The following is a 26,525-nucleotide window of genomic DNA, read 5'->3' on the forward strand; positions in this document are numbered from 1 at the left end:
CGAACCGCCGGAGACTCTTCCCAATCATGTTTGATCAACTGATCATCTGGTCCTTGCGCAACCGCTCGCTGGTCGTCCTGGCCCTGTTCGGCCTGGTGGCCGTGGGGGCGAATTCGCTCTTGAACCTGCCCATCGACGCCGTGCCCGACATCACCAACGTCCAGGTGATGGCCCTGACCAACGCCCCGGCCCTGGGGCCGGAGGAGGTGGAGCAGTTCATCACCGTGCCGGTCGAGAACGAGATGAACGGCATCCCCTACGTCCAGGAGGTCCGCTCGTTCTCCCAGCTGGGCATCTCGGGCGTGACGATCGTGTTCGAGGAGGGGACGGACATCTACTGGGCCCGCCAGCAGGTGGGCGAGCGGCTCTCGCAGATCACCGCCGACATCCCCCCCGACTTCGGCCGCCCCGAGATCGGCCCGGTCGCAACCGGCCTGGGCGAGATCTTCCAGTTCGAGGTGCGGAATGCCCCCGACGCCGAGAAGCCGCGCACGCTCATGGAGCTGCGGACGATCCTCGACTGGGACGTGGCCCGGCCCCTGAAGACGGTGCCCGGCGTCGTCGAGATCAACCCATTCGGCGGCGAGCTGAAGACCTACGAGGTCACGGTCGACCCGGCCCGGATGACGGCCCGGAACATCTCGATGGACAAGGTCTTCGACGCCGTCCGCCGCAACAACGCCAACTCGGGAGGCGGCTACATCGAGCGCAGCGGGCAGCAGCGGGTCATCCGCATGGTCGGCCTGATCGGCGACCTGGAGGCGCTGAACAACGTCGTCATCGACTCCAGCCGGGCCGGGACCCCGATCCGGGTCCGCGACATCGGCGAGGCCCGGTTCGCGCCGATGATCCGCACCGGGGCCGTCACCCGCGACGGCCGCGGCGAGGCCGCCACGGCCACCGTGCTGATGCTCTCCGGCCAGAACTCCCGCGTGGTCGTCGAGCGCATCAAGGCCAAGATCGCCGAGATCCAGAAGACCCTCCCCCCCGGCGTGGTGATCGAGCCCTTCTACGACCGCGCCGCGCTGATCGAGCGGACGATCGCGACCGTGATGCAAAACCTGACCGAGGGCGGGGTTCTGGTCATCGCGGTGCTCTTGGTCCTGCTGGGGAACCTCAAGGCGGGGCTGATCGTGGCGTCGGCCATCCCGCTGTCGATGCTCTTCGCCGGCAACCTGATGCTGGCCTCGGGGATCGCCGGCAGCCTGATGAGCCTGGGCGCGCTGGACTTCGGCCTGATCGTCGACAGCGCCGTCATCGTGATCGAGAACTGCGTCAGCCGGCTGTCGCACGCCGGCCCCCGCGAGAGGTCGGTCGACGTCGTGCGCCGCGCGACCTTGGAGGTCCGCAAGCCGGTCGTCTTCGGCGTGGCGATCATCACGATGGTCCACCTGCCGATCCTGGCCCTGGAAGGGGTCGAGGGGAAGATGTTCCGGCCGATGGCCCTGACGGTGGTCTTCGCGCTGATCGGCTCGCTGATCCTCAGCCTGACGGCGACGCCCGTCCTGGCCTCGTTCTTCCTCAAGCCGGGGACCTCGGAGCGCGACACGCTGCCGATCCGGATCGCCAAGCGGCTGTACGCCCCGACGCTGGCCTGGGTGGTGCGGCGGCCGGGCTTCGTGGCGACGGCCGCGGCCCTGGGCCTGGCGGCGACCATCCCGTTCGCGATGCAGCTCGGCGGCGAGTTCATCCCGCAGCTGGACGAAGGGGACCTGGTCGTCGTGCTCATCCGCCCGCCCGACGCCTCGCTGACCGAGGGCCTGGAGGGGACCACCCGATTCGAAGCGGCCCTGCACGAGCAGCTGCCGGACGTGATCCGCACGGTCGTCAGTCGCACCGGCCGGCCCGAGATCGGCATCGACCCGGCGGGCGTGAACCTGACCGACGTCTTCGTGCTGCTCAAGCCGTCCGACGACTGGAGGTCGGTCCACTCGAAGGAGGAGCTGATCGACCGGATCAACGAGATCGCGGCCGACGTGCTCCCCGGCACGTTCCTCAGCTTCACGCAGCCGATCCAGCTCCGGTTCAACGACCTGCTGGCCGGCGTCCGCGCCGACGTCGGCATCAGCCTGTTCGGCGACGACCTGGAAGTCCTCCAGGAGAAGGCCGACGCCATCGCCGCCGTGCTCCAGAAGGTGCCCGGCGCCACCGACGTGAAGGCCCAGGTGCTCGGCGGCCTGCCGTTCCTGAAGATCACCATCGACCGCGACCGGATCGCCCGATACGGCATCGACGCCTCCGACGTGCTCGACGTCGGCACGGCGCTCGGCGGCAAGATCGTCGGCCAGGTGGTCGAGGGCCAGCGCCGGTTCGACCTGGTCGTCCGCGTCGCCCCCGAGATGCGCAAGGACCCCCAGGCGATCGGCCAGCTCCGGATCCGCGACTCGCAGAACCGCCTGATCCCGCTCCAGGACGTCGCCGACGTGGAGACCGTCGACGGCGTGTACGAGATCTGGCGCAAGGACCGCCAGCGCCGGGTGATGATCCAGGCCAACGTCCGCGGCCGCGACCTGGCGAGCTTCGTCGGCGAGGCCCAGGAGAAGGTCGAGGCCGAGGTTGCCCTGCCGCGCTCCTACACGCTCGAATGGGGCGGCACCTTCGAGAACCTCCAGTCGGCGACCCGGCGGCTCACGATCGTCCTGCCGGTCGCCCTCCTGGGCATCTTCCTGCTGCTCTACGCGACCTTCCAATCGATCGGCCTGGGGCTGTTGATCTTCCTGTCGGTGCCGCTGGGGGCCATTGGCGGGGTGATGGCGCTCTGGGTGCGGGACCTGAATTTCAGCATCTCGGCCGGGGTCGGCTTCATCGCCCTGTCGGGCGTGGCGGTGCTCGACGGCCTGGTGCTGGTCTCGGCCATCCGCCAGCTCATCGAAGCCGGCGAGCCGACACCCGACGCCGTCCGGAGCGCCTCGATGTCCCGCCTCCGGCCGATCCTTATGACCGGCATGGTGGCGAGCCTCGGCTTCGTGCCGATGGCCTTCTCCCACGGCTCCGGCGCCGAGGTCCAGCGCCCGCTGGCGACCGTCGTCATCGGCGGCATCCTGACGAGCACGCTGCTGAAGCTCGTCGTGATCCCCGCCATCTACCCCTGGTTCGACCCGGGCCCGCCCAAGCCCGACGCCGCACTGGAGGAGGAAACCTTCGCCGGCGACGAGGCCGGGGCCGACGCCGACGGCCACTGACCGCGGCCCCGTCCCGGGCGGGGAGTCCACATCCCCCGCCCGGGACGGCCGACGGTCGCCGCCTCGCGTATTCACCTCTTCACTTCGTTCCCATCCGCCGAGTGAGTCGGATCGGGCGATGGGCCGCCCAAGCGTCTCGGCTCACTTCCCCTCGGCGGCCCAGGTCTTCATCGTCGCGATGTTCTGCTGGAGGATCGCGACCTCCGCGGCGGATTGGGAGTCGAGATAGACCTTCATGTCGCTGTCGAACATGGCCGCCGATTCGGGCTGCGCGCCGCGGTCGTTCGTCTCGACGATCCAGTCGTCCAGGCGCTTGCGGAGGGCTTCCAGCGTGTCGCGATGGGCGGGGTCGTCGGCCAGGTTGCGGAGTTCGTGGGGGTCGGCCTGGAGGTCGTACAGCTCCTCCTTCGGGCGGGTGGGGGAGAAGAGCAGGCGCTCCTGGAGTTCGTCGAGCTTCCCCTGGGCGTGCAGCTCGCGGAGGCGCCGGAGGATCGGCTTCGCGTCCTTGTAGCGGTTCGGCTGGAGCATCGGACGTTCGGGGAGGAAGTTGCGGATGTACTTGAAGCGGTCCGTGCGGACGCTCCGGATGTGGTCGACCGTCTCGTCGCATCGGTCGCGGGCGCTGAAGACGGCGTCGCGGGGCCGGTAGTCCTTCGCGAACAGGTCGTGCGCCTGCATGGAAGCCGGGATCGGGGCCCGGGCCAGGGCGAGCGAGGTCGCGGCCAGGTCGATGTGCGAGACGAGATCGTCGCGGACCGTCCCCGCCGGGATGCCGGGGCCTCGGACCACCAGCGGGACGTGAATCCCCTCGTCGTAGAGGAACTGCTTGCCGCGCGCGTGGCTGATGCCGTGGTCGGTCATGAACATGACCACCGTCTGATCCAGGATCCCCTCGCGCTCCAGCCTGTTCAGCACGTCGCCCACCTCGCGGTCGGTCTGGCGGACCGCGTCGAGGTAGGCGGCCCAGTCTTCCAGGATGACGGGATCGCGGGGGTAATAGGGCGGCAGCGTCACCGCGTCGGCGTCCGTCGGGACGTGTCGCTTGCGGGCGTTGTTCCGCCAGTTCGCGTTCTCGCGCAACTTACCGCCGTGGAGCTGGACCTGCATGAAGAACGGCTGGCCGGGCTTGCGTCCCGACCAATCGGCCCCGTCGTACATGGCCGGGTCCCACTCGAAGTTGTAGTCGGTCTTGCCGAGCTTCGACCCCTGGGCGGAGCCGATGGCCGTGTAATAGCCCTGGCGGCGGAGCAGGGCGGGGATCGGCTCGACGCCGTCCGGGAGGAGGATCTTCTCGGTTCCCCGGCCGCTGCGGTGGTTCTGGGCCCCGATGCTGGTCTGGTACATCCCGGTGATCAGGGCCGACCGGCAGGGCGAGCAGACCGGGGCGGTGACGAACGTCTTCGCGAACCGGGCCCCTTCGCGCGCCAGCCGGTCGACGTTCGGCGTCCGGATCAGCGTCTCGCCGTAGCAGGAGAACTGGGCCGACATGTCGTCGACGAGGATCCAGACGATGTTCGGCCGCGCGTCCTCGCCGCGCGCGGCGAGGGTCGGGGACAGGGCGGCGGCGAGGGTCGTGAGGCAGAGCGCGAGACGCATCAGGAGTCGCTCCCGTCGCGAGGGATCGCGAAGCTGAGGTGGTGGGCGCAGTGGATGCCGATCAGCCGCCGCCACTGATCCTTGGAGAGCGGCCCGAAGAGGCGGTGGGGGGCGGCGGGGCCGGGGGAGGCCTCGAAATCGGCCAGCGCCGCGCGCAGGCGGTCGGCCGCCTCGCTCGGGTCGCAGTCCTCGGGTGCCCCCAGCGTGCCGGGGAGGGGGATGCCCTCGGGGAGCTTGCCGGTGGCGAAGACCTGGTCGCGCTGGGCGTCGGAGACGCGGAGCGAGAGGTCCTTCGCCTGGGGGGAGTCGGCCGGAGCCTCCAGCGTCCGTCGCGTGACGGTGGCCAGGTGGTCCAGGATCTGGCCGAGCGACCAGCCGCCGACGGAGTCGTGGCCTTTCAGGAGCCGATCGAGGTCGGCGGAAATCTCGTCGAAGTGCTGGAAATGCAGCTCGCGTCGTCCCGGCGTCATGGGCGTCCTCGGGTCGTGGGGCGGGGGAGGGGTCGAGGCCCCATCCTATCGCATCGCGACCGTCGTCGGAACGCCCGGGGCCGGCGCGGGCCGGCCCCGGGCCGCGGGCTCAGTAGCTGTCGGAGCTGACGACCTCGCCGCCGGCCCGGGTGCCGAGGGCCCACCAGGTCTGGCGGTTGATCGAGTCCTTGATGAACCGGACGGAGCCGTCGCCCATCGCCACGTTCACGCCGCCGGAGTGGTTGCTGGAGGTCCCGTACGAGTAGCCGTAGCTGGGGTCGCAGCCGCCGCTGCAGCCGAACCGGCAGCCGTTGAACCTCAGCTCGTTCGGCGTCTGCAGGACGTTGAACATGGAATAGCCGGTGGCCGAGTAGGCCCAGCGGTAGCCCCGGCTGCTCGAGATCCCGCCGCTCGTCGTGTTGCGGAAGGCGAGCGAGCAGGTCTGGAGGTCGGCGATGACGGCGGTGGGGTTCGACGAGGCGTCGCGCAGGTAGCCGGCCACCTGCGGGCCGCTCGCGCCCAGGCCCATGTTGCCGCGGTAGGCGCTGGTGCTCCCCGCGTTGTCGCCGGCGAGGGCCTCGCCGAAGGCGACGGTGTTCGACGAGCCGTCGGTGCAGTCGGCCACCGTGTACACCGTGTACTGGCAGTACAGGCCGCTGCTCTGCGAGGGCTGCTGCGACTCGAAGCCACCCTGCTCGACGGTCGTGCCGTACGAGGCGTAGTAGCTGTTGATATTCGCCTTGCCCGCGAAGCCGTCCGACGGGCAGAGGAACGCGCCGACGATCGCGTCCGCGACGGTCGTGTTCAGCGCCCAGCCCGCGCCGCCGTTGGTCGGCGACCAGTTGAAGTTGGCCGCGTTGAACAGCGGGCCCTGCTCCATGTAGCTCAGCAGCATGGCCTGCGCGCTCCAGCCCGTCCAGGGGTGGAAGTCGCCCGGGCCCCCGAACGCGTTCTTCGCGCCCGCCAGGGGGAAGCTCCCCACCGAGCTGTGATAGTTATGGGCCGCGAGGCCGATCTGCTTCAAATTATTGATGCATTGCGAACGCCGCGCAGCCTCGCGCGCCGATTGGACGGCGGGCAGCAGCAGGGCGATCAGGACGGCGATGATCGCGATCACCACCAACAGCTCGATCAGCGTAAAAGCTCGACGAGATCGCACTTCGTAGTCCTCGCACTGACAGGGAGATGGGAAGGGACGAGGCAGCCGGCGGGATCACCCTTCGGGCGTCCCCGCGATCGAACGCGCGGCGTAAGGAACAAGAGCGATGAGGACGCCGCGCGTTGACCGTGATTCCGGGGGTTGTCGCGATTTTCCGAGCGTTCGCGGCCCTGGCCGACCGGCCGAGGGCGCCGGATCAGGGGGCGACCGAGCCCGCCGCCTTCTTGCCGGCCGAGCCGTAGGCCCCGCCCTTCATGGCGTCCTTGAGTTCCGCGTTCTTCGTCCCGATCTCCTCGGGGCTCGAATACACCCTCGTCCCCGACGGCGGGGGGCCGGAGTCGCACCCTACGAAGAGCCCGGCGACGGCCAGGCCGAGAACCCAGCACGATCCCACGCGGATGAACGATCGCGGCGCAGTCATGGAGCGTCCCTCGGAAGTAAGGGGAGGAGAAATGGGGCGCGCGGACGGACCCGCGTCGGCAAAGGGCCGTCGTACGCCGATCAAGGGGAGTATCGGCAGGCGAGGGCGCGGAGGCTCGATTCTTTTCCCGCGCGTCAACGTGAACCTTCGGCACAAGCGTGACGCCGCAGGCCGAAGGAAAGCGTCTAACGGCCCATCATGTCGGCCGGATCGTGAAGCCGACGCCTTTCGGGGCGGATCAGAGGACGCGAGGTCGAACCCCGATGCGCCTCAGGCGATCGTCCAGAAGACGACCTCCTCGGAGCGGTCCATGTAGCCGGGATCGCCGTGGGCCATCTGGGCGCCGTCCCAGACGTCGATGTGGTCGCCCTGGTTGCCCCGGCCCCAGAAGTTCCGGCAGGCGACGATCCCGGTGACGCCCGCGACCGCGGCGCGGGCGTCGGCGCCGGGCTTGAAGCTGCGGGCCGTGCCGACGTCGGCGGTCCTCGTCTTCAGCCACTTGATCAGTTCCTCCACCCGCAGGACGTGCCGGTGGCCGTGCCAGCACCGCGCCCCCCGGAAGCTCGACAGGTCCATGCCCGCGTCGGCCAGGGCCACGCCCATCCGGATGGCGCACTGGTTCTCGAAGGCCGAGTTCCCCTTCTTGTCCCGGCAGGGGGCGTCGTCGCCGTAATTGCTGGGATGCACGCTCCAGAGAGTCCGAAACATCAACATCCGAGTTCTCCCTCCCGTCGTCCCACGTCCCTCGGGGCGGGCCTCGAAGGGCCGGCCGCCGCGTCCGATCTCGGTTACTCCGGGGGGAGGCCGGCGTGACGAACGGGGGGGCGGCCGCGCGAGACGATGGCCGATTTCCCAGGGCTTCATTGTTCGCAATTCTACTTCCATCAGGTTGAGACATTCGTCGACGAGCGGATCTCGAGCGAAGGAAGCACTATCCGTGCGATCGACTTGCGGATCAAGGCGCCGACGGACTTGCCGGATCTGCCGCCGGCGACGCCTACCGTCGGGGAGTAGTCGCAGGTCGAGGATCTCGGGGAGCGGCGCCGAGTTCCTCCCAGGGGCGTCGGAGTCCGTCATGAGTCGTGATGAGCTTCACAGACCAGTGACCTCGATCGTGAAGATCATGCTCTTGTCATCGTATGTCCTGCCTTGCACGTTGTTGAAGATCTTGCACGTCGAGTTGCTGCAGGCGTGCGAGAAGTCGATGTAGACTCGCACTTGCTTCGATGCGTCCTTGCTGCGAACTCGGGCGATGTCGAGTTCGACCCCGACGCGCGGCTGCCATTCCTTCGTCACCGCCGTCACCTGCCGGAGGTTGGGCACGACGGGGTGGACGCGTCGCAGGAGGTCGACGAAGTGCGGCGAGATGCCGATCTTCAGCATCGCCGGAAGGATCTTGTCCTGCCAGATCAGCTCGTCCGCGATGTGCTGCGGCGCGTTGGCGTTGTAGTTGCCCAGGCGGATGCCGATATTATCCAGGTGGACGTTGCAGTAATCGTCCGCGACCGCGCAATGCAGACTCGGCTCGGAGTTCTCCCGGAAGCCCTGCCCGTGCGTCGCCAGCGCCGCGACGCTGCCCACCGACGGCAGGATGCCCAGGATCCGCTCGCGGGAGTCCGGTTGAAACCCCCCGTGCTGCAGCGCGTCGGCGAATTTCGCGGCGTCGACCGCCACGAAGTCGAAGCCGGCGTTGATCGTCTCCTTCACCTTGACGATCGACTTGACGTGCTTGCGCAAGTCGATGCTGTGCAGGTTGTAGAAGCGGGCCGAGATCGTCCGCCACATCCGGCTGTGGAGCATCCACGCCGCCTGCTCGGCCACGTCCTCCGCGTGAAACGTCCGCATCTGCTCGGTGATTTCGGTGGGATCGATGTCTGCCATGCCATGCTCCAGTGCGTCGGAAGGAAACCTCACCTGACATGACGGACCGACATGAAATGATGTGACGGCCGCTTCGAGGCCGACAGGTTACTACGTGGGGAAGCCTCGTGACAAGCGGAAGGCCCCCCCGCGCGACTCCTTCGTCTTTCCGCCTCATGACGGCTATACTGGGCCATGGCGTCCCCAGGCTTCGCGGGAGGTCCCGAGGCTCTCATGAAACCGACCCCCCGCTACACCTCGATACGCCTGGGAGGCCGGGCGCTGGCCAGGCTGGCGCCGGTGGTGCAGTTCGGCGTGGCTTCGCTGGGGCTGGCGTACTTCCTCGCCCAGGCGCAGGGCCTGCTGTCGGACGCCCAGTTCACCTGGACCGAACGTCGGATCGCCGCGTTGATCGCCCTCGCCACGGTCGTCGGCTTCGGCCTGGCGGGGTGGGTCCTGGGGACGCTCCTCAAGGTCTTCGCCGGCCTCCTGGACCTGCTGGCCGACCTGGCCGAGGCCTCCTGGCGGACGGTCGACCTGATGGAGATGCACGTCATCCCCGCGCTCGGCCGGCTCGCCGCGGGCCGGGAGCCCGAGCCGGGTCGCCCGCCGGCTCCCGCCGACGCGCCGCCGCCCCGCCGCCTGAAGACGGGCCGCGACGAGGCCCTCCGGGCCGAGCTGGACGCGGCGAGGGCCGAGGAAGACGTCGACCGCGCGCTGGAGCTCCGCGACGAGCTGACGAGGCACCTCCGCGGCGAGGCCCTCCGTTCGCTCGACCGCGACCTGGCCGGCTGGGTCAAGTCGCTGGTGGAGCGTCGTGTGCGGGAGCAGGACGTCGACTGGGAGCTGGCTCGCTGGGTCGCTCGCGCCTTGGACAGCCTCGGCGACGAGCCCGAAGCCGCCCCGCTCCGCGCCGCGCTCCCCGAACTCCGCCGCCGCGCGGGCCTCTGCCGCCTCTGCGGCCGGGCCGTCGCCGGCGGCCGCGACGTCTGCGGCCGGTGCGCCACGGCCGGCGAGGCCCCCCCGAATCCGCCCCGAACTTCCTCCCGCGAAGGCGACCGACCATGAGCGTCCGCGTCCGTTGCACGAAGTGCCAGACGGCGTTCCTCGCCCCCGACGGGCCGCCGGGCGAGCCCATCGCCTGCCCCAAATGCGGGGCCCGCCACAAGCCCCCGGCCGCGAAGCCCGAGCCCCGGCCCGCCCCGGCGGCCGTCCGCGAGGACGACGACGCCGACGAGGCGACCTCGGTCTTCCGGCCCTCGCCCGAGGCGAGGGAGCGGAAGTCGTCCCGCCGCAAGCTCCTCCTCCTCGGCCTCCTGCTCCTCCTGCTGGCGGGCGTCGCGGCGGCCCTGGTCGCCTGGCCGAGGTTCCGCAAGCGGACGAACGACCCGGTCGAGCGCGTCGCCGAGTCGTACCTCCAGGCGCTCGTGGATCACGACGAGGAGGTCCAGAAGCGGCTCGCGGTCGTCGAGGAGCCGCCGGCGATCCGCGGCTTCCTCGACCCCTCTCGTGACAGGGCCGGGGACCGCTCCCTGCGCGGCTCGTTCGCGCCGATCGCGGCGCTCCACCGGCGGATCGAGGGGGAGTACAGCTACGACCCGGCGATCGGTCGGTTCACGCCCCGCAACCCCCTGGGCCCGGCCGCGGAGACCCTCGACGCGCTCCACGAGGCGAAGTCCGACGCCGAGAAGTCGGGCCTCTACGACAAGATGGCCAGCGGCGACCCCGAGGATATCTTCGACGCCGCCGAGGGCCTGGGCCAGGTCTTCCAGCAACTCGCCGAGGGGGCCCTGGCTCCGAAGAAAATCCTGCCGACCTACAAGATGCTGATCGAGGACGCCAGGCCCCCGCTGCCCGATGCGCCCCGCAACCTGGCCCTGGACGTGGCCGAATCCCCCAAAACCTGGGACGCCTTGCTGAAGCGCCCGTTCTTCACGCTCAAGGCCGACGGCCCGTTCATCTACGAGCGGGCCGAGGTCGACGCCGAGGTCGTCGACGAGTTGGGCTCCCCCGGCGACCCGCCGACCCCGATGCGGCTCTCGCTCGCCCGGTTCCGCCTGGAAGGCATCGACACCTCCTGGCGCGTCGTCGAGGCCCGCCGCGTCCTCCCCCGCCTCGCCGAGCCCGCGCCGATCCCCGGCGAGCCCCCCCCGCAGCCCGATCCCACGCCCCCAGACGGCCCCCGTTCCCTGGGCGACGCCCCCGCTCCCACGCCCTGACCCCCTCGCCTTTTCGCGAACCGCGCTCGCGCCGGCCGGGTCTTTGATTAGAATGCCAGCCGAAGGGCGATTAACTCAGCGGTTAGAGTGCCTGCCTTACACGTAGGAGGGTCTCCATCCGTCCGGAGCCCTCGCCGTGTCCGGCGTCGCGGTGGCAAACCTGGGAATCCGAACGGGTTGCGGCTCGGGCTCGCGTCTTGACGAGATGACTCGCTAGGTCGATCGGGGCTCCCGATTCTGTAGTCATACAGAAGGAGCCCCCAGGATGCCGCGTTCGCGCGTCCCCTCGTACTGCCTGCACAAGCCGACCGGCCAGGCCTACGTCACCCTCCCCGTCCCCGGCGCGAAGGGCCGGGTCGTCTACCTCGGGCGCCACGGCTCGGACGACTCGCGGGCCCGCTACCGCGCGACGATCGCTGCCTGGTTGGCGGACCCTTCGGGCCCTCCCGAGCCCCGTCCCTCCGGCCCGACCGTCGCCGAGGTCGGCCGGGCCTATCTCGCCCACGCCGAGGCGTATTACCGCAAGGGCGGCGAGCCGACCTCGCAGGTCGGGCTCGTGCTCTCGGTCTCGAGGATCCTCGCAGCCGAGTGCGGCGAGAAGACGGCCCGCGAGTTCACGGCGGCCGACTATCGGGCGGTGCGGGCCCGCTTCGTTGCGTCCGGCCTCTCCCGAGTCGGGTGCAACCGCCGGGCGCGGATCGTCACCCAGATGTTCCGCTGGGCGGTCTCGGAAGGGCTCGCGCCCGATTCGGCGTGGACCGCGTGCCGGTCCGTCGACGGCCTGAAGCGCGGGAGGACCGAGGCCCGCGAGACCGAGCCCGTCCGGCCCGTCGCGGTCGAGGATGTCGACCGGACGCTGCCGTTCCTGCCGCGGCCCATCGCGGCGATGGTCCGGCTGCAGCTCCTGACCGGGATGAGGCCGGGGGAGGCCTGCATCCTGCGAGCATGCGACATCGAGGATCTGGACCGCCGGACGTGGACCTACCACCCCGAGCGGCATAAGACCGAGCACCACGGCCGCGGCCGATCCATCCCGCTCGGGCCTCAGGCGCAGGCGATCGTCCGGCCGTTCCTGGCCGAGGCCTCGGGGGGCTACATCTTCTCCCCCCGCCGGTGGATGGCGGAGCGTGCGGCCTCGCGTAGGGCCGCGAGGACTTCCAAGGTCCAGCCGTCCCAGGTCGACAGGTCGGACCCGGCGAAGCGACGCGTCTACGCCGAGCGTTACAACAAGGACTCCTACCGCAACGCCGTGGCCCGCGCGTGCGGCCAGGCCGGCGTCACCGCCTGGCACCCCAACCAGCTCCGGCACGCCTACGCGACCGACGTCCGCCGCCGGTTCGGGCTGGAGGCCGCGCAGGTGCTGCTCGGCCACGCCTCGGCCGACGTGACCCAGATCTACGCGGAGCGCGACGCCGACCGCGCCGCCGCCATCGCCGCCGAGATCGGCTGACTACTGACCAGGAACGCGATCCATTCGAAAAGGAGCGACCATGTCGCCAGACGAGGAAGCGCGCCGGGCGAGACCGCCGGGCGCGGAGCTGCGGTTCCAACTGTACAAGGCCGCCTACGAGGCCGCCGCGGCCGAAGGTGCCGCGGAGACGCCCTCGCGGATTGAAAGCCGGATCGCGGCGTCGACGCGCGAACGCGACGGGGGGAAGTCTCCGCCGAAGGCCACGCGTTGAGCGCTTGGCAGACCGACCTTCGAAACGAGAACGGGCCGCCCCGGTATGACCCGAGGCGGCCCGTTTCGTCGTTTCCCGCCCGACCCCGCCGCAAGCAACGTCCCAACGTGCTTTGGGTTGGACCCCTTCGCGGCGCCGACCGGGTCCCGATGGCGGCGGGCGCTCCGCAACGCCGGCCGTCTGGAGGAAGGTTAACACGCGGGATCGGGGCGCGAAGGGGTGATTTCGCGGCGAACCCGTAAATGCACCGCGCCCGATTCATCGATATGTCAGACTACCAACAAGTAGCGACGACTTGGAATGTTCGTCGCACCAATCCGCCGGGCCTGCGAGGGACCCCATGTTCGCCAAAGGGACGGTGTACGGCGAGGGCGTCAGAGGTGAGGGCGGCTTGGATACCTCGCGCGAATCGCTGGAGCGGGTCCGCGACCTGGTGATGCTCCGGCTCCACGTCAAGCGGATCCCGACGCGAGCCATCGGGATCGTGATGAACGTCAGCCACTCGACCGTCGTCCGCAGGCTCAATTCGATCCCGCCGAGGATCCGGGAGCGGTATGAGAAGAGCGAGGTGGGCGGATTACTGTGACGCCGACGAGTCGGTCGACCCGACGCAGGCCCTGCTCGACAAGCCCGAGCCCGAGCCCTGGACGCACGTCGAGCCGCTGTTCCCGATGAACGGGCTGCCGTTCACGCCGCACTCGAAGTGCCCGCACCACTGCAAGCTCTGCGGCGGCGCGGGCTCTTTCGTCGACATGGCCGGCGCGTTCTTCGCCGAATGCCCCGAGTGCGACGGGACCGGCCATGGGCCCGTCCCCGCGGGGTCGGTCTTCATCTGCATGGTCTGCCACCAGGGCGGCAAGGACGGCCATCCGGCGTTGCCGAGGGACGTCCGGCCGCTGCCGCCCGATCCCGAACCGCCGGCCGACGTCGAGCCGGGGACCCGCAGGAAGCGTCGCGCCGCACTGGCGCAGGGGGCATGATGCCGCTGCCGCTGAATCTCCGGATCCGCCTGACCCGCCCCGTCGTCGACGCGGCCTACCACCGCCAGCTCGTCGACAGCCTCGACGCGATGCACCGGAAGACCTGCCAGGGCCTGAGGGCCGAGCGGGACAAATCCGATTGCGAGACGGCCGCCGCCCGCATGGCGCGCGACGAGGCCGTCCGGCGGGTCGAAGAGCTGGAGGCCCGCGTCTCCCGGCTGATCGCCTCGTGCGACGCGTTCGAAAAGCTCGTGGCCACGACCGTCGCGCTCATGCACGAGGTCGACCTGGACCGCGACGCCTGGCAGGCCCTCGCCGAGCACTACGCGGACGCCCACGACGCGAACCTCGTGCTGATGAGGAACGCGGCCAACCAGCTCGACGGCCGCGGCGTCCGCCCCGCTTGACCACCCACACCTCGGGGTCCGAACCGATGAAGCTCCGCGCGTTCGCGGCGATGCTCCTGCTGGCCGCAGCGCCGGCGCTTTCCGCCCAGACGGTCACGGTGAACGTGGCCGCCGGCCAGTACCAGGGCTTCGCGATCACCGGCCCGGCGACGATCAGCTACGACGCCAAGCAGGTCGTCATCACGCTGGGCGCCGGACCGGTCCCGACCCCCGCGCCGACGCCGGTCCCCGTCCCCCAGCCGACCCCGACGCCCGAGCCGAACCCCCCGGCTCCTCAGCCCCCGCCGAAGCCCGCGAGGCCGGCCGCCTGGCTGATGATGTTCTGGCCGGAGACGGCCGATCGATCGCCGCAGCTGGCGGACGTCTACAACGCGGCCAAGCGGATCCAGGCCGAGACCGGGCTGAAGGTCCGGAATTACGAGGTGGGGACGCCGGGCTACGCGGCCTACTCGCCCCACCTGACGGCCGCCAAGCTCAAGCCCCCCGCCTTCGTCTTCCTGGACGAGCCCGGCGCCGCCCTCGAAGGCTGGTCGGGCTCGATCGTCGCCGAGGGGGAGACGGGCGCGCGGACCATGGTCCAGACCCTGATCGACACGGCCAAGAGGCTCAAATGACCCCGAGCGACAAGCTGTACTCGAAGGTCGTCGACGGGGTGGAGCTGCCCGCGATCGACGACGGCCAGGAGCTACGAGTCCTCGGCTGCCTGCCGCCCCCCGAGGGGATGACGTCGGCGAGCCCGACGTGGTCCGACTTCATCGCGGGGCAGACCTGGGAGCTTCGCGAGGTCGACTGGCGCGAGCACTGCGGCGAGGTCGACGACCAGGACGGCCTCGGGGCCTGCGTCGGCTACGCGGGGGCGTCGGCCTACGAACAGGCCTGGTCGATGGCCGGGCTGCCGCCCACGTCGTTCGACCCCGACTTCGCCTACGCCTGCGTGAACGGCGGCTGGGACCGCGGCGCGTACCTCGAGGAGATGATCAAGTCGCTCGCGACGAACGGGCTTCCGCCGAGGGGCTCGATCCCGCGATACACCTACCAGATGGCGAAGATCCCCCAGGCCGTGCGGGACGTCGCGAAGAACTTCGTCGTCGCCAAGAGCTTCCTCTGCCGGACCTTCCTCGAGGCGCTCGACGCCTGCAGCCGAGGGTTCGCGATCAGCTTCGGGATCACGATCGGGACGCGGTTCACCGTGCTGGACGCGGGCGGGGTGTGCGGCTTCGGGATCCCCCGCGGGGGCCACGCGGTCCACGGCGTCGGCGTCCGCAAGATCAAGGCCGGCCCCTACAAGGGGCGGTGGGGCCTCGACTTCAAGAACTCGTGGCGGAAGGACTACGGCGACCAGGGCTACGGCACCGTCGTCGAGGAGCACTTCTCGGCCGGGGCCAACTCCATCTACGCGATCCAGGCCCCGCACGCGCGCCTCCCCCAGTACAACCCGCCGATCCCGGCGACGCTCGTCGCCTGAGAGGACCGACCATGCCCTGCGCCCCGCCGTACACGTTCCCGACCGAGCTGCCCTACGCCGAGGGCCGGGCCGTCGCCCTGGCGATCGCGACCCGTCGGCTGTCGAGGGCCCACGCCCTGCCGATCTGGATCCTCGTCGGCTACGGCGGGAAGCAGGTCTTCCCCGACGCCGAACAGGATCCGATCTTCGGCGCGGGCGGCGAGGCCCTGGACGGGCCGATCGTCGCCGCCGAGGTCGACCGGGCCTACGCCGAGGGGGACCCGAAGGCCGGCCGGTTCGTCGACGGTCTGCTCGCGCTGAAGAACGACCCGAGCGTCCCCGAGCTGACGATGGGCCAGCTGGCCGAATCGCTCGACGGGCTGTCGCGGCCCGACCGGTTGACCGGGACGCCCGCGTACGGCGATCACGACCCCGAAGCGGCCGGGGCCGTCTGGCGTCCGATCGTGAAGACGCTGTTCAAGCTGCTCATCGGCCTGATCTGACCGCCGCCGCATCCCCTCCGCCGAGGGCGAAACCCATGAAGGGCCTTCGCATGCCGCACCGCCTGTTCCACCTGCCGTTCGCCCAGATCCTCGCCGTCATGGGCGCGGCCATCACCGGCGTGTGCACGTTCATCGGCTCGACCGTCCAGCAGGGCCACGCCCTGCTCGCCAGCGCCGTCGAGACCCCGGTGGCGGGCGGCTGGTACTTCGGCCTCTTCATGGCGATCGGGGCCGCGATCGTGAGCGTCTACCAGGGCATCAGCAAGACCCGCGCGAGCGAGCGGCTGTCGATGCAGGCGGAGATCCTGGAGCTGACGCGCAAGGTTGGAGTCCTCCAGGGCAGCCTCGATACGGCGAAAGCCGAACTCGATCGCGTCAAGGGGACGGCGGTCACGGCGGCCAGCGCCGCCCATGCCGTCAAGACCCGCGTCAGGAACATCGAGAGCGAGATCGGCATCGAGCCGCGAACCGACTTCGACACCCCCGTCTCGGGCGATCTCGCCCCCCTCACTCCGGAGCCTGAGTCTTGAACGACGCCGCCGAAATCACGCTGACTCTGGCCGCCCTGGTGCTCGGGCTGCCGCTGGCCTTCGGGCTGCTGCTGTTCGCGGCGAACATGATCTACCTCCACGTCGTGCCCCGGCTTCTGATCGCTCCCGCGAGCTACCCGGCCCGCGCCGTCGCCTGGCTGATGGTGCTGGGCTTCCTAGGGCTGTTCGGCATGGGATGGTTCGCTGGCCCGTGGATGTTCAGTTCGATCGTCTGGCCGATCCTCCGAGGTCTGTAACCCGCGCCGCCGCGGCATCCGTCCTTCGCAACGCCCGGCCGCGAACGGCGACACTCTCCGAACCCCACCCACGAGAGGCAGGCCGATGGACTGGACAATGCTCGCCATCCCGATCGGCGTCAGCTCGCTCTTCTGGGGATTCACGCTCGGGGAGCGATGGATCAGGCGACAGTCCCGGCGCATGGCCCAGCGGCGCGTGATCGAGGGCATCCGGTTCCAGTGCCTGGCCTACGGGCGATGCACCCACTACACGGGCGGAGGGAACTGACGAACCCGCAAATCCGCCACAAATGGCAGGGTAGAGAAGTGGCCCATCTCGCCAGGCTCATAACCTGGAAACCGCAGGTTCGAATCCTGCCCCTGCTACTGCGATGACGGCCGCGGACTCTTGCCGCCAAGCCGTCGCGCTCGCCGCCCCCGCTCGGGCAGCCGTCGGGGCGGGGCGGCTTACACTCACCTGCCGGACTGCCAGTCAGCCGGAAACCCGACGGTGGTCTCATGCCGAAGGAAGCCCCCAAGAAGCCCCGAGGCCAACCTTCGGCGTACCGACCCGAGATGGCCGCTCAGGCTGAGAAACTCGCCCGCCTCGGCGCGACCGACAAGGAACTCGCGGACTTCTTCGACGTCTCCGAGAGGACGATCAGCAACTGGAAGAAGCAGCATCCCGAATTCTTGCAGTCCCTAAAAGACGGCAAGATCGCTTCGGACGCGGCGGTCGCCGATCGGCTCTTCAAGCGGGCGATGGGCTACTCGCACAAGGCTGTGAAGCTGTTCAACCATAACGGCAAGATCGTGAAGGCCGACTACGTCCAGCACTACCCGCCCGACACCGCCGCCGCGATCTTCTGGCTGAAGAACCGCAGGCCGGACAGGTGGCGTGACAAGCCGCCCGAGGCCATCGATGACGGGGGCGACGATTCCGGACTCGAGATCCCTGGACTCGCAGACGAGCTTGCGGGTCGACACTCGGCTGGGGCTGGGGTTGATCCGGGGGACGCTCTCTCGTGACCTCTTGGTGTGCGGGCCGGCCGGGACCGGCAAAACCTATTCCATCCTCGTAGTGCTCCACAAGCTCGCGAGGAAGTACCCCGGCCTCCGCATCCTGATCTGCCGAGAGGTCCGCGCCAGCCTCGCGCAGTCCGTCCTCGTCACCTTCGAGCAGGAGGTCCTGGTCCGAGACGTGATGTCACGCCTGGCCCAGGGGGCGAGTCGCCGGACCCGGCAGAGCTACATCTACCCCAACGGCTCGGAGATCGCGGTCGCGGGCCTCGACAAGCCGACCAAGGCCCTGTCGTCCGCCTGGGACGTCATCTACGTCAACGAGGCGATCGAGACGACCGAAGAGGCGTGGGAGACGCTGCAGACCCGGCTCGGCCGTCCCGGCAGGCCGACTCGCCTCGGGTACCTGATCGGGGACACCAATCCCGGCGATCCGAGCCACTGGCTCAGGAAGCGAGCCGATGCGGGCCTGACGAAGCTGTGGGACACGACGTTCGAAGCCAACCCGGCGATGCACGACGGGATCGGCTGGACTCCGGCGGGCCTCTCGTACGTCGCAACGCTCGACAGGTTGACCGGCTCGCGGAAGAAGAGGCTCCGCTACGGCCTCTGGGCGGCGGGCGAAGGGGCCTGGTTCGACGGTTTCGACCCCGACAAGCACGTCGCCAACGGGGACCCGAGCCTCGCGGAGTACGACCCCGACCATCCGGTCTACGTCGGCCTCGACAGCGGCAACGAGTCGGCCGCGGTGTGGTTCCAGGTCCGGCCGCCGGGCATCGTCGTCTTCGCGGATTACTACAGCAAGGGCAGGGGGGCCTACGGCGTCGCGCTCGACGTGATCGAGGCCTCGGACCGCTTCTGCGGCGGTCGCGTCGATTCGATCTCGACCGACCCCGCCGGCCGGTCCGCCACGTCGATCGGGCCGACGGTGTTCGGCGAATACGAGCGGGCGGGCCTCGGGGTCCACCCCTGGCCGACCCGCTCCATTTTGGACTCGCTCTCGCTGCTCGAATCGTTCATCAGCATCGATCCGCCCGAACTGCTGATCCACCCCCGCTGCCAGGCCCTGATCAACGCGTTCGCCAACTACAAGCGGGCCCAACGCCAGAGGCAGTGGGTCGACAAGCCCGTCGACCCCCAGCACCCCTACGAAGACCTGATCGACGCGCTGCGCGGGGGCCTGTGCGACAAGTTCCCCGAAGGCCGGAAGCCCGAGCCGCTCCTGCCGCGGGTCGACGCCCGCCGCTTGCGCTAAAGAGGACGAGACATGGCCGATTCGACGGACCCCGCCGCGAGGATCATCGACCGGGTCCATCCCGAATGGGCGGAGCATCAGGTCGAGTGGCGGTGGCTTTACGACTCGTGGGAAGGCGGGGAGAGATACCGCAACGCGACGTACGGCAGCATCGGCGGGTTCCCGCTTTACAACCTGATCCGGCACAAACGGGAATTGCCCGATCCCTCCCCGATCGTCCAGCCCGGCGGAGCACGCTACCCCGGCCAGCTCGACTACTGGTCCGACGACTTCGAAATGCGGCGGGCCCGCACGCCGGTCCCCGATTGGGTCGAATCGGCCGTCGACACGCACCTGTCGAAGATCTACGCCAGGGAGGTCCGGCGCGAAGCCCCCGAAGACGTCCAGGCGTGGTTCGACGACGTGGACGGGATGGGCACGTCGATCGACGAGTGGATGCGGGACGTGATCGCTCCGCTCGTCACCGTGCTCGGCTGCCTGGACGTGCTCTTCGACCATCCGAAGGATCCGGACGGCGAGCCGATCGCCTCCAACGCCGACGAGAAGGCGGCCGGGACTCGGGGCGTGGTCGCCACCTACATCCTGCCGACCAACCTGCGCTGGTGGCGGCTCGACGCCAGGGGCCGCTACGCCGAGGCCGTGGTCAGGGAGTACGAGGACGGGGCCGCGAGGTTCCGCCACTGGACCGCCGAGGACTGGACGCTCTACGACGCCAGGGGGGAATTGATCCAGGGGCCGGAGACGCACGACTTCGGCCGCGTGCCGATCGTCCGGCTGATGATGGGGCGGAAGCCTCGATGCCGGAACGTCGGGACCAGCGTCTACAAGACGGCCGCCTCGCTGATGCGCGAGTTCTACAACCGCGACAGCGAGCTGATCCTCTCGGACACGACCCAGGCCCATCCCCTTCTGCAGTGCCCCGAGGACTACATCAAGGCCGACGGGACGCTGCCGGTCGGTCCCAACTGGCTGCTGCCGAAGAAGAAGAACGCCCAGGGCGGAACGGCCACCTACGAGGGATTCGACGTCGTCGAGTTCCCCAAGGAAGGCGCCGACTCGCTCCGCATCAACAAGGCCGACCTGCGGGACGCGGCCGATCGGTCCGCCTACCTCCAGAAGCCGGCCGGGGCCGCGGGGAGCAACGGGACCACCGTCGCCCAGACCGGCATCTCGAAGCGCCTGGACCAGACGACGGCGAACGACTTCCTGGCGAAGGTCTCCGGCCGCCTGCAGTCGTGCGAATACGAGATGGTCGGCATGGCCCGGCTCGTCCTGAGCGACGGGGCCGACGATTCGTACGACGACGTCAAGATCGCCTACCCCACCTCGTTCGACCTGTTCACGGCCGAGGAGCTGGCGAAGTCGATCGTCAACCTCCAGGACATCCTGGAGAAGGTCGGGGCCGCGCCGAAGACCGAGGTCGCCCTGATCTCCACGCTGATCCGAGCGGCCATCCCAGGGCGCGAGGACGAGGAGTACGCCGCGTTCGACGCCGAGATCAAACGGCTCGTCGGGGACCGCGAGAACGAGATGGAGCAACGCTCCGAGGCGGGCCTCGACGCGCCGCCGGGGCGGGCTCAAGACCCCGTACCAGTGAGGGTGACCCATGGCTGACGAGATCGCGAACGAGAAGCCCGCCGATGCCCCCGCCGAAGCGCCGTCCGAGAAGAAGCCCGTCGCCGAGGCCAAGCCCGACGGCGAGACGAAGCCGGCCGCGGAGGAGGCCAAGGCCGACAAGGACGACGCCTCGCTCTTCACGGCCGAGGAGTACGAGGATTATCTGGCCCTCAAGAGCAAGGTCTCCGGCTTCGACGACAAGCTGAAGCAGGTCATGTCCGAGACCGAGCGGGAGAAGGTCCGGCTCAAGGCGGAGAAGGCCGAGGCCGACCGCAAGGTCGCCGCCGCCGAGAAGGCCAAGAACGACGAGGCGGCCAAGCTCCAGCAGAAGCTCGACGCCATCACGAAGCAGCTCGACAACGCGAAGAAGATCGCGGCCGAGAAGGAGCGCGACGCGGCCATCGACGCGGCCATCCGGGGCGTCCAGTTCGTGGGGCCCGACGCGGCCACGCAGGCGAAGGCGGCCGGGACCTTCCTGAAGCTCGCGCAGGGGGCCATCCAGTCGGTCGAGGACGACGACGGCCGGCTGACCGTCCAGGGCGTGGACGGCAAGCCCGCGAAGGAGGTCCTCTCCGCGCTGCTCGAGGAGCACTCCTACCTCGTCGCCCGCAAGGGCCGGGGCGGTTCCGGGGCGGGCGGCGGGGAAGTCCCCGGCGGCGTCGAGGTCCAGGACGCCACGAAGGAGTACTTCGAGCGCAAGCGGGCCGCGCGTGCGTCCCAGAGCGGCGGGTACGGACTCTGGGCCCCCAGCGAGAACGCCAGCCGCAACTGACCTGATCCGACCCATCCCCGCCCCACCATCCGCCTCGCGTCGGCCGAAGCGGTTCCGCCTTCGATGGCGATCTCCAGCACCCATCCCATAAGGGGAGACAAATGCCCAACAGCCTCGTCGGCGGACCCTTCCCCGCCCTCGGCAATCTCGACACGACGACGGTCGACATGTACGCCGTCGCGCGGGCCGAGTACATCAACCTGATGCCTTTCTCGACCCGCCTGCCCACGCGGACGATCGACGGGCCGTCCTGGGAGATCGTCAGCGACCTCCCGCTGCTCCGCAAGGATCAGCTCAACGGGGCGATCGCCTCGAACGCCACCACCGCGTTCGTGGTCGACGACGCCTCGGTCTTCGACGTCGACGACGTCATCCAGGTCTCGACCGAGTACCTGCTGGTGACGGCGGTCAACGCGGGGACCAACACCCTGACCGTGACCCGCGGCTACGCCGGCACCACGGCGCTGGCGTCGATCGCCGACAACACGGCGGTCAACCTGATCACCAACACGCGGAACGGCGCCGCCGTCGACATCCCCGCGCTCCAGCTCGGGCAGCAGAAGTACAAGCAGTGGGTCCAGAACATCCAGCACGCCTACTCGGTCGGCGGGTCGGCGATCACCAATCGCAACTTCGTCTCGGCCGACGGCAACGCGCTGGACCGCGACCGGGCCAACGCCCTCCGCCGCACGATGCGGGACCTGGAGAGCGGCATCGTCTACGGCAAGCGGGTGGCGCTGGCCGCCAACACGCCGAAGCCGATGATGGGCGGCATCAACGAGCAGATCGTCACCAACCGGGCCGATGGGCCCTCGGACGCGGCGGCCTACAAGCCGTCCTCGTTCGTCCGCGACATCTTCCAGAAGGTGGTCGACGGGAACGGCTACGCCACCCACTGCTTCGTGTCCACCGACTGGCTGACCGCCTTCGCGACGTGGAAGTTCCCGACCCTGCCGTACAACGTGGGGACGACCGAGCTGAACGTCGAGATCAACGCCTTCAAGGTCAGCTGGATGCCGCAGCTGATCTTCGTCCCCGCGCCGATGCTGCGGAAGGGGACGGCGATCGCGATCAACATCATGGAGGCCTATCTGGGCATCAAGCAGCCCATGATCGACCAGCCCCGCGGGCTCCGCGGCTACGCGAGGGAGGGCGACGTCATCGTCGAGGCGGCCGTGGGGCTCGAGAACGAGTCGCACCACGCGATCGTCACCGGGATCACCGGCTACGCCGAGGAATGATCCTCTTCGGCGGGGCAGGGCTTCGGCCCGCCCCGCCTTCCCCTTTCCCCCAACCGCGAAGCGGAGACCGGACATGCCCGAGAACTTTCCAGGGCTGCCGCCCTACCTCGACGCCGCGTTCGAGCGCCGGGGCCTGCCCGCCGAGTTCGCGGGCCAGGTGAAGAAGTCGTGGGCCGCGAAGCAGGTCGGCCGGGCCGTCAGCTCGCTCGACCAGCTCGCGGCCGACCCCGAGGACATGACGAAGTCGATCGCCGACCTGACGACGCGCGCCGTCCAGATCATCGAGGCCGAGTCCGCGGGCATCGAGGGCATGACCGCCGCCCTCCGCGAACGGGTCGCCGCCCTCGGCCTGGACGCGTCGCCTCTCGACGGACTCTCGCACGCCCGAGCCCAGGCCGACGCCGAGCGGGTGAAGGACGAGCTGGAGTCGGCCCTGCGGGCGACCACCCAGGAGCTGGCGGAGGCGAAGGCCGCCCTGGCCGCCGCCGAGAACGCCCGTGCGGACGAGGCGCCGCTCGCCTCGGACGTCGAGCCCGAACCCAAGCCCGAGCCGAAGCCCAAGGCGAAGAAGTAGGCCATGCCCATCCAGCCGCCCGACGACCTGGCCGCGATCGACCGCCGGATGCGGGGTCGGATCGCCCCCTGGATCCGCCGCGCCTCCGAGGTCGTCGGGGCCAAGATCGACGACGCGCGGGCCCACGCCCAGAAGGCGGTGACCGACTCGGCGAAGGCGGCTCGGGACGGCCGGGCCACGGCGATCCTCGTGCGGCGCTCGCGGTCCTACCTCGCGGCCGTCGCTCGGCTGGAAGAGCTGCTGACCCTGCTGGCCGGGCCTCGGTCCACCAGCAACGCCGGCCTGATCCGCGACGCCTGGGAGGCGTCCTACCGCGACTCGACCGCGATCTGGCGGGACCGGCTCGACTCGTCCCTGTGGAGGTCGTCCGACCCCCAGCCGACCCGCGAGGGGGTCGCGACGGCCCGATCGCAGTTCCTGCAGGGCTACGAGCTGCACGACTGGATCGATCATCCGGTCCGGCGGGCGATCGCCGACCTCGGCCGGGCAATCAACCTGGCGGCGGCGACGGCGGCCGACGAATCGGCCCGGCTCGACCCGCTCGACGCCTGGGAGTCGACGAAGCGGCACGCGTTGACGCAGTCCGTGATCGGGGCGATTGGCGACGGGGACCAGCGGTCGCACACGCTGGCGGCGGTCGACGTGATGGCGCTCGACGTGGTGGCCCCCGAGGTCGCGGCGATCCTGGGAACATGAAGCGATCCACGATCCTGTTCGGCCGGCCCGGCGAGGTCTGGTTCAACGACACGGGCCGGGTTCGGTTCCAGTTCCGCTGCAACTGGCTGAAGACCTGCGGCGCCTGTGCGCAGTACGATTCGGCCGTCGGCCCCATCTGGCCGATCCCCATCCACCGGAATTGCCGGTGCTGGCAGGTCGCGATCGCCCCCGGAACGGCCGCCGAGCCGTTCACGGACTTCCTCCAGATCGCCCGCGAGCTTCCGCCCGTCCAGCTCAAGGCCCTGGTGGGGGCGTCGAACTGGACGCTGATCGACCGGGGCTTGGTGGCCTGGACCGACGTGGTGACGAACAGCCGGGTCCGCCGCTTCCGCGAGGTCGTGGCGCGGGCCCGGTTCAACCGCGAGGTCCTCGTGAAGGCCGGGATCCGAGGCTCGGCGATCGAGCAGGCGATGGCCTCGGTCGACGCCCCGGCCTCGCGGATCGCGGCGGCCCATCGGCGTTCGCTGGTCAGGGCGATCGAGGAGGCGGGGGTCCCGCGAGGGCTCGCGGTCTCGTCGGCTTCCGCCAGGCTGGCCGAGCGGATCGTGATCGGGCCCAGGCCGGGCGCCCCCGCGGCGGCGCCGGCCCCCGATCCGGTGACGCCCGGCGACCTGCCCGCCGTCGCGGCGGTGATCGAGGCCGTGAGGGATCGCAAGCCGCTGCCGGCCGTCGCGTCGGGGATCCTGGCGCTGGGGCGGGCCCTCTCCGCGACGTTCGCGCTGGAGCTGATCCGGCGGCGTTGGGACGAGTCGCGACGCAGGCCCGAGAGGGAGGACGACCGTTGAGCGAGCCCGTCTATCCGCTGGCGACCGTCTACTGCACGGACGAGGACCTGGCGATCCGCTGCCCGACCGACCTGCGGATCCTGACGCCGGCCGACAGCCTTGCGGCGGCGGGCTCGGACGGGGCGTTCGCGGCGGGGCTCCCCTGGACGCTCGGCTCGGCGACGGTCGACTTCGAGGCCCAGGGCGTCGCGCCCGGCTCGCTGATCCACCTCGAAGGGGGCGCCATCAGGGGCTCGGGCGGCTACTTCGTCGTCGACTCCGTCGCGGGCCCGGTCGTCGGCCTGAGGCGGATCGGCATGGCGTCCGGCCTCGGCCAGCCGCCGGCCCCGGCCGCCGGGATGACCGGCGTCCGCTTCGCCGTCACGACGCTGGCCCCCCAGATCGAGCAGGCCAGCGACGAGCTGAACCGCCGGTTCGGCATCGACCCGACCTCCTCGCTGCGCGGGCCGACGGCCGTCTACGACCTGCGGGAGCTGCAGGAGGCGGCGATGCTCACCGTCCTCTTGCGGCAGTACACGCTCTCGACGCGGACCGGGGACGGCGACTTCGCGTTCAAGGTCCGCGAGCTGAAGGCCTCGCTCGACGCGGCCGCCGCGCGGCTGCAGGTCCGCTGGGGCCCGACCGGCTCCGACGCCCCCACCTCCGGCGTTTTCGGCATGCGGATCGTCCGCGGCTGACGGCCGGCCCCACCCACCCCATCTTTCCCGCGAGGTCCGCCCATGCCCTTCGACTTTCAGCCGGCCCCGATCTTCGCGGGCGCCGGGCTCGCGACCCCCCACGCCCCGGCCCTCGCGGTCCCCGACTCGTCGCGCATCGACGGGCTGCGGTGGAACTGCCTGATGGGGCTCGACGTGTACGACGACGACGTGGACGGCTACCGCGCCCGCTACGGCAAGGCCGAGGGGGAGCGGCGGTTCTTCCGCGAGCGCCGGCCGATCGAGCGGAAGACGGTGCGCGGGAACATGCTGCTGATCGGCGGCGCGTCCAACCTCTGGCAGTACGCCCTCGGCAACGGCACGACCACGAGCGGCCAGGCGCTGACGTACCTCAACTCGACGCAGACGCACATCGCGGTCGGCGACGGCGGGCCGACGGCCCTCACCGGCACGGCGAGCGTCACCAACGGCTCGGCGACCGTCACGGCCAGCACCTCGCAGTCGGGGCTGATCGGCAAGTTCCTCCAGTTCGCGGGCGACTCGACGGCCGGCGTCTACAAGGTGACGGCGGGGTCCGGCACCTCGTGGACGATCTCGCCGGTCTACGGCGGGGCGACCGCCTCGGGGATCAGCTATACGCAGATTACCGCCGAGGCCGACGGCCAGACCGACCTGATCGCGTCGACCAACAAGGTCCGGCAGGTCGTGGACGCGGGCTTCCCGGCCCATTCGACGGGGACGACCGGGCAGGCGGTGACGGCGGCGACCAACGCGACGCCGATCGTCGTGACCTGCACCAACAGCTACGCGGAGGGCGACTTCGTCCTGATCCAGGGCGTGCTCGGCAACACGGCGGCGAACGGGCTGTGGCGGGTCGTCTCGGTCTCGGGGACGGCGTTCACCCTCGAAGGGTCGGCCGGCAACGGGGCGTACACGTCTGGCGGCGTGGCCAGCAAGAGCCGGGTCCTCGTGGCGCAGGCCACGTTCGGCACCGGGGCGGGCAACTTCGCCTGGAACGAGTGGGGCGTCGCCAACGCCGCGAGCGGCGGGACGCTGATCAACCGCAAGGTGGCGGGGCTGGGGACCAAGACCTCGGCCGCCTCGTGGACGTTCAAGGTCGCGCTCGGGCTGGGCGACCGCACCTGATCCCGCGCGGGGTTGATCGCGATCGGATCCCGAACCAGGCGAGGGGGGGGCCT

Annotated in this window: 30 protein-coding genes and 1 tRNA gene; 25 read left to right on the plus strand and 6 right to left on the minus strand. The window is 70.1% G+C overall.

The features are described 5' to 3' along the window. Positions 1–26: 26 nt before the first annotated feature. Entirely contained in the window at positions 27–3,182 is a 3,156-nt protein-coding gene (locus tag G6O68_RS23735; RefSeq protein ID WP_165251141.1) for an efflux RND transporter permease subunit, read from the plus strand. Between the two features lie 141 nt (positions 3,183–3,323). Here G6O68_RS23735 and G6O68_RS23740 read toward each other — a convergent pair whose 3' ends face one another. From G6O68_RS23740 to G6O68_RS23765, 6 genes are all read right to left on the minus strand, one after another. Beyond that, a complete protein-coding gene (locus tag G6O68_RS23740; RefSeq protein ID WP_165251142.1) occupies positions 3,324–4,778 on the minus strand; it encodes a sulfatase family protein in 1,455 nt (484 codons plus the stop codon). Beyond that, the gene (locus tag G6O68_RS23745; protein WP_165251143.1) at positions 4,778–5,248 is read right to left on the minus strand and encodes a DUF1569 domain-containing protein; all 471 of its coding nucleotides are present in this window, start codon (positions 5,246–5,248) and stop codon (positions 4,778–4,780) included. The genes G6O68_RS23740 and G6O68_RS23745 overlap by 1 nt, the downstream gene beginning before the upstream one ends. A 109-nt stretch (positions 5,249–5,357) precedes the next feature. Further along, positions 5,358–6,407, minus strand: coding sequence for a DUF1559 domain-containing protein (locus G6O68_RS23750; RefSeq protein WP_165251144.1), 1,050 nt, complete (start codon positions 6,405–6,407; stop codon positions 5,358–5,360). 196 nt (positions 6,408–6,603) lie between these two features. Beyond that, complete coding sequence (locus G6O68_RS23755) at positions 6,604–6,828, minus strand: hypothetical protein (RefSeq protein ID WP_165251145.1); 225 nt, start codon at positions 6,826–6,828, stop codon at positions 6,604–6,606. Between the two features lie 270 nt (positions 6,829–7,098). Beyond that, positions 7,099–7,542 (minus strand): type VI secretion system amidase effector protein Tae4, encoded by a 444-nt coding sequence (locus G6O68_RS23760; RefSeq protein WP_165251146.1) that lies wholly within the window; start codon positions 7,540–7,542, stop codon positions 7,099–7,101. A 378-nt stretch (positions 7,543–7,920) separates the two neighbouring features. Then, the gene (locus G6O68_RS23765; RefSeq protein ID WP_165251147.1) at positions 7,921–8,709 is read right to left on the minus strand and encodes a hypothetical protein; all 789 of its coding nucleotides are present in this window, start codon (positions 8,707–8,709) and stop codon (positions 7,921–7,923) included. Between the two features lie 213 nt (positions 8,710–8,922). On the opposite strand from G6O68_RS23765, the gene G6O68_RS23770 reads away from it, so the two are divergent. The 24 genes from G6O68_RS23770 (at position 8,923) to G6O68_RS23885 (ending at position 26,472) form a co-directional block, all read left to right on the plus strand. After that, a complete protein-coding gene (locus tag G6O68_RS23770; RefSeq protein ID WP_165251148.1) occupies positions 8,923–9,756 on the plus strand; it encodes a hypothetical protein in 834 nt (277 codons plus the stop codon). Continuing rightward, positions 9,753–10,907: a hypothetical protein gene (locus G6O68_RS23775; RefSeq protein WP_165251149.1), complete on the plus strand. Its 1,155-nt coding sequence runs from the start codon at positions 9,753–9,755 to the stop codon at positions 10,905–10,907. The genes G6O68_RS23770 and G6O68_RS23775 overlap by 4 nt, the downstream gene beginning before the upstream one ends. A gap of 265 nt (positions 10,908–11,172) precedes the next feature. After that, the gene (locus G6O68_RS23780) at positions 11,173–12,357 is read left to right on the plus strand and encodes a tyrosine-type recombinase/integrase (RefSeq protein WP_165251150.1); all 1,185 of its coding nucleotides are present in this window, start codon (positions 11,173–11,175) and stop codon (positions 12,355–12,357) included. A gap of 40 nt (positions 12,358–12,397) precedes the next feature. Continuing rightward, positions 12,398–12,589 (plus strand): hypothetical protein, encoded by a 192-nt coding sequence (locus G6O68_RS23785; RefSeq protein ID WP_165251151.1) that lies wholly within the window; start codon positions 12,398–12,400, stop codon positions 12,587–12,589. 391 nt (positions 12,590–12,980) lie between these two features. Next, positions 12,981–13,175 (plus strand): hypothetical protein, encoded by a 195-nt coding sequence (locus G6O68_RS23790; protein WP_165251152.1) that lies wholly within the window; start codon positions 12,981–12,983, stop codon positions 13,173–13,175. Next, positions 13,144–13,569, plus strand: coding sequence for a hypothetical protein (locus G6O68_RS23795; RefSeq protein ID WP_165251153.1), 426 nt, complete (start codon positions 13,144–13,146; stop codon positions 13,567–13,569). The genes G6O68_RS23790 and G6O68_RS23795 overlap by 32 nt, the downstream gene beginning before the upstream one ends. Next, positions 13,566–13,976, plus strand: coding sequence for a hypothetical protein (locus G6O68_RS23800; RefSeq protein ID WP_165251154.1), 411 nt, complete (start codon positions 13,566–13,568; stop codon positions 13,974–13,976). The genes G6O68_RS23795 and G6O68_RS23800 overlap by 4 nt, the downstream gene beginning before the upstream one ends. A gap of 26 nt (positions 13,977–14,002) precedes the next feature. Further along, complete coding sequence (locus G6O68_RS32470; protein WP_206108194.1) at positions 14,003–14,590, plus strand: hypothetical protein; 588 nt, start codon at positions 14,003–14,005, stop codon at positions 14,588–14,590. Next, positions 14,587–15,441: a C1 family peptidase gene (locus G6O68_RS23810; protein ID WP_165251155.1), complete on the plus strand. Its 855-nt coding sequence runs from the start codon at positions 14,587–14,589 to the stop codon at positions 15,439–15,441. Before G6O68_RS32470 ends, G6O68_RS23810 begins: the two co-directional genes overlap by 4 nt. Before the next feature lie 11 nt (positions 15,442–15,452). Beyond that, complete coding sequence (locus G6O68_RS23815) at positions 15,453–15,923, plus strand: hypothetical protein (RefSeq protein WP_165251156.1); 471 nt, start codon at positions 15,453–15,455, stop codon at positions 15,921–15,923. 50 nt (positions 15,924–15,973) lie between these two features. Continuing rightward, entirely contained in the window at positions 15,974–16,453 is a 480-nt protein-coding gene (locus G6O68_RS23820) for a hypothetical protein (protein WP_165251157.1), read from the plus strand. Further along, positions 16,450–16,710 carry a hypothetical protein gene (locus G6O68_RS23825; protein ID WP_165251158.1) on the plus strand — a complete coding sequence of 87 codons (261 nt, stop codon included), beginning with the start codon at positions 16,450–16,452 and terminating at the stop codon, positions 16,708–16,710. The genes G6O68_RS23820 and G6O68_RS23825 overlap by 4 nt, the downstream gene beginning before the upstream one ends. A gap of 85 nt (positions 16,711–16,795) precedes the next feature. Further along, a complete protein-coding gene (locus tag G6O68_RS23830; RefSeq protein ID WP_165251159.1) occupies positions 16,796–16,978 on the plus strand; it encodes a hypothetical protein in 183 nt (60 codons plus the stop codon). A gap of 24 nt (positions 16,979–17,002) precedes the next feature. Then, positions 17,003–17,076: transfer RNA gene (locus tag G6O68_RS23835), tRNA-Met, on the plus strand. A gap of 132 nt (positions 17,077–17,208) precedes the next feature. Further along, positions 17,209–17,718, plus strand: a complete 510-nt coding sequence (locus G6O68_RS23840) for a helix-turn-helix domain-containing protein (protein ID WP_165251160.1) — start codon at positions 17,209–17,211, stop codon at positions 17,716–17,718. After that, the gene (locus tag G6O68_RS23845) at positions 17,663–18,964 is read left to right on the plus strand and encodes a phage terminase large subunit (protein WP_165251161.1); all 1,302 of its coding nucleotides are present in this window, start codon (positions 17,663–17,665) and stop codon (positions 18,962–18,964) included. The genes G6O68_RS23840 and G6O68_RS23845 overlap by 56 nt, the downstream gene beginning before the upstream one ends. A gap of 12 nt (positions 18,965–18,976) precedes the next feature. Further along, complete coding sequence (locus G6O68_RS23850) at positions 18,977–20,578, plus strand: hypothetical protein (RefSeq protein WP_165251162.1); 1,602 nt, start codon at positions 18,977–18,979, stop codon at positions 20,576–20,578. Beyond that, positions 20,571–21,353 (plus strand): hypothetical protein, encoded by a 783-nt coding sequence (locus G6O68_RS23855; RefSeq protein WP_165251163.1) that lies wholly within the window; start codon positions 20,571–20,573, stop codon positions 21,351–21,353. Before G6O68_RS23850 ends, G6O68_RS23855 begins: the two co-directional genes overlap by 8 nt. 101 nt (positions 21,354–21,454) lie before the next feature. Continuing rightward, positions 21,455–22,594: an SU10 major capsid protein gene (locus G6O68_RS23860; protein WP_165251164.1), complete on the plus strand. Its 1,140-nt coding sequence runs from the start codon at positions 21,455–21,457 to the stop codon at positions 22,592–22,594. Between the two features lie 73 nt (positions 22,595–22,667). Then, complete coding sequence (locus G6O68_RS23865; RefSeq protein ID WP_165251165.1) at positions 22,668–23,168, plus strand: hypothetical protein; 501 nt, start codon at positions 22,668–22,670, stop codon at positions 23,166–23,168. A gap of 3 nt (positions 23,169–23,171) precedes the next feature. Beyond that, on the plus strand, positions 23,172–23,864 hold the full coding sequence (locus G6O68_RS23870; protein ID WP_165251166.1) for a hypothetical protein: 693 nt from the start codon (positions 23,172–23,174) through the stop codon (positions 23,862–23,864). Beyond that, positions 23,861–24,670 (plus strand): hypothetical protein, encoded by an 810-nt coding sequence (locus tag G6O68_RS23875; protein ID WP_165251167.1) that lies wholly within the window; start codon positions 23,861–23,863, stop codon positions 24,668–24,670. The genes G6O68_RS23870 and G6O68_RS23875 overlap by 4 nt, the downstream gene beginning before the upstream one ends. Further along, entirely contained in the window at positions 24,667–25,347 is a 681-nt protein-coding gene (locus G6O68_RS23880; RefSeq protein ID WP_165251168.1) for a hypothetical protein, read from the plus strand. Before G6O68_RS23875 ends, G6O68_RS23880 begins: the two co-directional genes overlap by 4 nt. Before the next feature lie 42 nt (positions 25,348–25,389). Beyond that, a complete protein-coding gene (locus tag G6O68_RS23885; RefSeq protein WP_165251169.1) occupies positions 25,390–26,472 on the plus strand; it encodes a hypothetical protein in 1,083 nt (360 codons plus the stop codon). Positions 26,473–26,525: the final 53 nt, after the last annotated feature.

The organism is Paludisphaera soli, assembly GCF_011064595.1.
In the GTDB taxonomy this organism is placed as follows: Bacteria; Planctomycetota; Planctomycetia; order Isosphaerales; family Isosphaeraceae; genus Paludisphaera; species Paludisphaera soli.